Source organism: Nocardioides sp. P5_C9_2 (assembly GCF_054049555.1).
Window position 1 is genome coordinate 1 of sequence record NZ_JBFUMD010000231.1, and the last position, 5956, is coordinate 5956.

Sequence of the window (5956 nt, forward strand, 5' to 3'; positions counted from 1 at the left end):
GGGTCGGGCTCGGCACCGTGGGTGTCCGGGTCGGGCTCGGCACCGTGGGCGTCCGGGTCGGGCTCGGCACCGTGGGTGTCCGGGTCGGGCTCGGCACCGTGGGCGTCCCGGACGGCTCGGCCGTGGGTGACTGGGTGGGCGACGGAGTCGGCCGGTCGCCCGCGCCGTCGCCGCATCCGCTCACCAGCAGGAGGGCGAGCACGAGGCCCGCGGCCGGCCCAGCGGCACGGTGTCGTGATGTCCCTGGCATGAAGACCTCCCCGGGCCCGCCATGCCGTCCGCCCGCGCGGACGGATCGTCGGGTCGCCCTCGGCATACTGGCACAGGACCCTCCCCCGGTCATCGCCCTCCGCGGACCCTCCTCGACTCACCCGGGTGACCTGCTGACAGGGGTGTTGCGACACCCCCTCGGAGCAACGGATCCTCAGGGGAAGCCCACGTGTGACAGGACTCGCCGCGCGGTGCGGACGCGGGCCGTGGGACCGGAGGGGGCAGGGAAAGCATGACGACCACGGACGTACGCAGGACTCCGGCCGGACCGGCGGAGGCGATCGCGAAGCCGGGTGCTCCGGACCTGGGCGAGGCCGCGCTGACCCACGCGATCGGCCTGGTGAGCGCCCGACTCATGGAAAGGTTCCCATCGGTCTCCGCGACGGTCGTCGCAGAGGTGGTCGGCGAGCTCCGCGGCGAGTTCGACGGGAGCCGGGTCCGGTCCTTCGTGCCGATCCTCGTCGAACGACTCGCCCGGGACCGCCTGGCCGCCCTCCAGGCGCCGAATGCCGCCAGGTCGGACCTGGGAGGTCCGGGCACACGCCCGCGTCCCGACGTCATCCTCGCCGCGCCCCGACAGGGGGGACGGGCGCGGCGAGGAATCCGTAGGGTGGGACGCTTCAGGGGGGTTCGTCCCGGAGGCACGACGGCTGATGGGCGCGGGCATGCCCGCCGTGTCCTCACGATCAACGGTACGGACCGGCGACCGTCGACACAGCACCGAACGGGACGAGTCCCGTGTCCTTCGGGGACATGACAGCTCCTCGGGTCGCACCGCTGCTCTGCAGGCGTGCCGCGTTGCGCGGCTACGTCGCGGTTGCCCGCGGGCTCGGCCTCGACGCTGCGCACCTCCTCGCCGCGCAGGGCCTGCACGTGGATGCTCTGGACCCGGATGCCTGGTCGCCGGTCAGTGCCGTGGCCCGTGCGCTCGGGTCGGCGGCCCGCGCGTCGGATCGTGAGGACTTCGGCCTCCTGCTGTCGAAGAGACGTCGCCTGTCCACCGTGGGGCCGCTGAGCCTCCTCCTGCACGAGGAGCCCGACGTGGCCGGCGCCCTGCAGCTGCTCCACCGCAGCGCCGCCAGCTACAACCAGGCCATCTCGTTCTCGACGGTCGAAGCGGACACGTCGACCACGGTCGAGGTGACGTTGTCCCTCGACGACGACGTCGATCCGGGCTCGGCGCGCCAGGCACTGGAACTGGCCGTCGCTGCGTACTACGGGATCGTCCGGGAGCTGTTCGACCCGGACTGGCGCGCGGTCGAGGTKCATCTACCCCACGATGCGCCTCGCGACCTTTCAACGCACCAGAGCGTCTTCGACACCACCATCGTGTTCGATGCCCCGCGAGCCGCCGTCGTCCTCCTCCGGGACGACGTGGCCCTGCCGTTGCAGCAGGACCCCCAGCGTCGCAAGTACGCGCAGCGCTTCCTCGGCCTCCTCCAGCTGGAGTCGCGCGACGCCGGCACCACCGGTGCGGTGCACACGCTGATCCGGGCCAGGTTGCCGTCCGGACGCTGCTCGGCAGAGCTGGTGGCGCGGGACCTCGGCATGGACYGCCGTACCCTGCACCGCCGACTGGAGCGCGAGGGGACCACCTTCACCACGTTGCTCGACGACGTTCGCGCGGCCCTCGCCGAGGAGCGACTGCGTGACCCCGACTGCACCGTGACGCAGGTGTCCGAGGCGTTGGGGTTCGCCGCCCCCAGCGCCATGTCGCGGTGGTTCACACGACGGTACCGCTGCTCGCCCTCACAGTGGCGCGACCGGCTCGAGGCGGCATCGCGGGAGCCAGGTCAGAGCTCCGCCTGAACCCCGGCAAGGAGCTGTCGTGCCATCACGATCCGCTGGACCTGGTTGGTGCCCTCGTAGATCTGGGTGATCTTGGCGTCGCGCATCATCCGCTCGACCGGGTAGTCGCGGGTATAGCCGTAGCCACCGAGGACCTGCACGGCGTTGACGGTGACCTCCATGGCCACGTCCGAGGCGAAGCACTTGGCCGCGGCACCGAAGAACGTCAGGTCCGCATCGCCGCGCTCGGAGCGACCGGCGGCGGCGTACGTCATCTGCCGTGCCGCCTCCACCTTCATCCCCATGTCCGCGAGCATGAACTGAAGCCCCTGGAACTCCGCGATCGACTTGCCGAACTGCTGGCGCTCCTTGGCGTAGCCCAGCGCGTAGTCCAGCGCCCCCTGCGCGACCCCCACCGCCTGGGCGGCGATCGTGACGCGGGTGTGGTCGAGGGTCGCCATCGCGGTCGCGAACCCGGTGCCCTCCTCGCCGATCATCCGGTCGGCCGGGATGCGGACCATGTCGAGGTAGACCTCGCGGGTCGGGGAGCCCTTGATGCCGAGCTTCTTCTCCGGTGCACCGAAGGAGACCCCGGCGTCCGACTTCTCCACGACGAAGGCCGAGATCCCGCCACGGGTCTTCTTCTCGGTGTCGGTGACGGCCATGACGGTGTAGAACTCCGACTCGCCCGCGTTGGTGATCCAGCGCTTCACCCCGTCGAGGACCCACTCGTCGCCGTCGCGCACCGCGCGGGTCTTCATCCCACCCGCGTCCGAGCCGGCGTCGGGCTCGGAGAGGCAGTAGGAGAACCCGCCCTCGCCGCGGGCCAGGGCGCCGAGGTACTTCTGCTTCAGCTCCTCCGAGCCCGCGATCTGCACCGGCAGGGATCCCAGCTTGTTGACCGCGGGGATCAGGGACGAGGACACGCACGCGCGGGCGACCTCCTCGATCACCAGCACCGTGGCCAGTGCGTCCGCACCCGCGCCGCCGTACTCCTCGGGCACGTGCGGGGCGTGGAAGTCCGCGGCGAGCAGCGCCGCGGCGGCCTCCCGCGGGTAGCGGGCCTCCTCGTCCACCGCGGCGGCGTACGGCGCCACCTTGGCGTCGCACAGGTCGCGGACAGCCTCGCGGATGGCCCGGTGCTCCTCGGAGAGGGCGTAGAAGTCGCTCATGGGGAGGATTCTACTTGCGGGTAACCATGGCCTCGAACGGACCTCCGAACGACGAACACCCGGTCGGTGCCGAGGCACCGACCGGGCGGTCGAGGATCGCGGAGCGGTGTCAGCCGACCTTGATCGCGACCTTCTTGTCCTTGGAGGTCTCGGTGAAGTCGTCGCCGACGTAGACGACCTTCACGACGGTCTTGCCCTTGGGCAGCGCCTTCTTGAGCGTGACCGTGGTCTTGCCCTTGGCGTTGAGGCTGCTCTTGCCGAGGACCTTCTTGCCCTTCATGACCTTGACCTTGCCGCTGGGCGTCTCGTTGTCGGCCTTGACGGTGACCTTGAGCTTGGCCTTCTTGCCGACCGGGGTGACCTTCTTGGCGGGCTTGGCCTTCGTCGTGGACTCGTTGGCGGCCAGGACGATCGAGCCCAGGCTGGCGGGCGAGCCGGCCTTGAGCGCGCAGGGGATGTCGGCGAGCATGACCACGTCGCCCTGCTTGGTGGCCGTGAAGGTGAACGCCGACGGCACCACGATGTCGTAGGTGCCGGCACCCGGGAGGTTGACCGGCACGGTCGTGGCCGGCACGACGCCGGGCGTGGCGAGCGGGTTGGGCGTGTTGAGGGTCAGTGGCGCCGGGGTGGCAGGCACCGCGGTCTGCGGGAACCGGACGTCCTGCAGGGCGAGGTCGGCGGCCTTTGCCGAGGACAGCTCGTCCAGCGTGGCGACCATGTCGTTGGAGAAGCCACCGATCGTCGTCGCGCCGAACAGCCCCTTGGCCGCCTGCACCACGTCGGCGGGCAGGGTGACGCTGAGCAGCACCGGGATGGCCGGCGCGTCGAGGCCGGCGTTGGCGGCCGCGGGGAGGGTCGCGGTGATGCCGACCGGGATGTCGCGGGGGCCGAGGCTCGGGAAGTTGCAGGTGAAGGTCGTCGCCGCGGTCGCAGCCTGGGCGGCCGGTGCCGTCATGGCGACGAGCGCGCCGGCGCTCAGGGCACTGGCGGCGAGGGCCGCGCTGACGCGGCGTACTGGGGTGTGGAGCATGGTGATGTCCCTCCGTGGGTGTGTATGAGGTCACAGAGTACCGGCAGGTAACCCCCTTCGGGTTTGACACCGCGCCGAACCGGGCACGTCCCGCCCCATGCGTACGCCGATCATCGTCACCGCCGCGCTCGTCGCCGTCACCGCCCTCGCCGGCTGCGCGGGCGACGACGGCACCGACGGGGGCGAGCCCGCACCCACCGCGCCCGCGTCCTCGCCCGCCAGTCCCGAGCAGACCGCCGAGGACGAGGCGGCCGCCGCTCCGGCGATCATGATCGGCGACCGGGCCTACGTCTCGCCGTGCCGGCTCCTGTCCCCGACGGACGCGGCCGACCTCTTCCCCCTCACCGAGGAGGCGGAGTTCACCGAGCACGGTCGGGCCACCTCGACGACCCCCGAGGAGCTGGCGGACATGAAGGGCACGGTGTCGGGACAGCGCGTCCCCACGTCGTGCGACTACTCCTTCGGGGACGCCGCGGGGAGGCACGCCAACCTCGGGGTCGACCAGTTCACCTCGGAGGCCCGCGCGATGTCCGAGTGGCGCACCTTCAAGCGCTTCGGGGACGCCAAGATCCCGCCGCGGGTCCTCCGCGGCGGGATCTCCGATGCGGAGCAGAGCATCGTCGACCTGATCGAGGACGCCCGGGTCGACCTCGGCGGTGTCCGCCTGCCCGGGCTGGACGAGCGCATCCTGTGGCGGGTCGGCACCCACGAGTTCGTCGCCACCGCCGACAACCTCTTCCTCACCTTCACGCGCAAGCGCGACGCAGGTTTCACCGACGACCTGACGGAGAAGGACGCCGCGCTCGCCGAGCGCGTGCTCACCCGCGCGCTCGACCGGGTCGGYGATCCCGAGGGGCTCGGCGAGACGGCGGACCCGTGGTTCGTGCAGGACGACGACTGGCCCACCTTCCTCGACCCCTGCTCGCTCCTCGACGAGGAGGCGGTGGAGTCGTTGTTCCCGGCCACCCCGCTGGCGGAGGTCGACCTCAGCTCGGTCGATGCCGCCCCGGACGTCAACCTCGCCGCCGAGACCCCCGCCGCCCGGTCGCACGACAGCTCGTGCGACCGCCAGGACGCGACGCGGGACCACTACGCCGAGCTCACCGTCCAGTACGTCGCGCCCCAGGACGATGCGGAGAAGGTGCTCGACTCCCACCTCTCCAACCTCGTCTTCGGGGACCCCTCCGTGCGACCGGGCCGGGTCAGGACCATCCGTGCGGGACTGCGCAACGGTGGCCTCTACGACGTGGACGCGTCCTACCTCCTGGCGACCCGGGACGGCGACGCGTACTACTACGCACTCCTCGATCGCTACGTCATCGAGCTCAAGGCCCGCCAGCTCACGAAGGGGTCCGCCAAGGCCGTCGAGAAGGGCGAGCTCCCGGAGTACGAGTCGGTCGACGCGCTCGCGCTGCAGACGGGCATGGAGGCCGTGGTGGCGAACCTCGTCGCGGCGACCGACGGCGACGTCGGGGGCGAGGGCTGAGCGCTACGGTGGCGCCATGAGCACGGACTGGCAGGACCCCGCGACCGTCGATCGCATGCTCGACGACCTCGAGACCTGGGCGGTCGTGGGCCTGTCCGGCGACACCGGGCGCACGGCGTACTCCATCGCCAAGCTCCTCCAGGAGCGCGGCAAGCGGATCGTGCCGGTCCACCCCGACGCGCCCACCGTCCTCGGCGAGCGGGGCTACGC

General features: G+C 71.5%; 6 protein-coding genes. 4 read left to right on the forward strand and 2 right to left on the reverse strand.

Going from position 1 to position 5956, the window contains the following annotated elements:
* The first annotated feature begins 502 nt into the window (after positions 1-502).
* Positions 503-1027: a three-helix bundle dimerization domain-containing protein gene (locus ACXJKL_RS12440; protein ID WP_457207360.1), complete on the forward strand. Its 525-nt coding sequence runs from the start codon at positions 503-505 to the stop codon at positions 1025-1027.
* The gene (locus ACXJKL_RS12445; protein WP_457207361.1) at positions 1024-2079 is read left to right on the forward strand and encodes an AraC family transcriptional regulator; all 1056 of its coding nucleotides are present in this window, start codon (positions 1024-1026) and stop codon (positions 2077-2079) included. Before ACXJKL_RS12440 ends, ACXJKL_RS12445 begins: the two co-directional genes overlap by 4 nt.
* Here the strand turns inward: ACXJKL_RS12445 and ACXJKL_RS12450 are convergent.
* A complete protein-coding gene (locus ACXJKL_RS12450; protein ID WP_457207362.1) occupies positions 2064-3230 on the reverse strand; it encodes an acyl-CoA dehydrogenase family protein in 1167 nt (388 codons plus the stop codon). The two genes, ACXJKL_RS12445 and ACXJKL_RS12450, sit on opposite strands and share 16 nt — an antisense overlap.
* A 109-nt stretch (positions 3231-3339) precedes the next feature.
* Positions 3340-4260 carry a DUF6801 domain-containing protein gene (locus ACXJKL_RS12455; RefSeq protein ID WP_457207363.1) on the reverse strand — a complete coding sequence of 307 codons (921 nt, stop codon included), beginning with the start codon at positions 4258-4260 and terminating at the stop codon, positions 3340-3342.
* 97 nt (positions 4261-4357) lie between these two features.
* Between ACXJKL_RS12455 and ACXJKL_RS12460 the strand changes: the two genes are divergently transcribed.
* Both ACXJKL_RS12460 and ACXJKL_RS12465 read left to right on the forward strand, forming a co-directional pair.
* Complete coding sequence (locus tag ACXJKL_RS12460) at positions 4358-5746, forward strand: hypothetical protein (protein WP_457207364.1); 1389 nt, start codon at positions 4358-4360, stop codon at positions 5744-5746.
* Between the two features lie 16 nt (positions 5747-5762).
* Positions 5763-5956: CoA-binding protein (locus ACXJKL_RS12465; protein ID WP_457207365.1), on the forward strand; the 194-nt coding region annotated here is incomplete at its 3' end.

Bases quoted from the DNA above. Each gene is read 5' to 3' on its own strand.
- ACXJKL_RS12440 (WP_457207360.1), top strand. From the start codon at position 503: ATGACGACCACGGACGTACGCAGGACTCCGGCCGGACCGGCGGAGGCG.
- ACXJKL_RS12455 (WP_457207363.1), bottom strand. From the start codon at position 4,260: ATGCTCCACACCCCAGTACGCCGCGTCAGCGCGGCCCTCGCCGCCAGT.
- ACXJKL_RS12450 (WP_457207362.1), bottom strand. From the start codon at position 3,230: ATGAGCGACTTCTACGCCCTCTCCGAGGAGCACCGGGCCATCCGCGAG.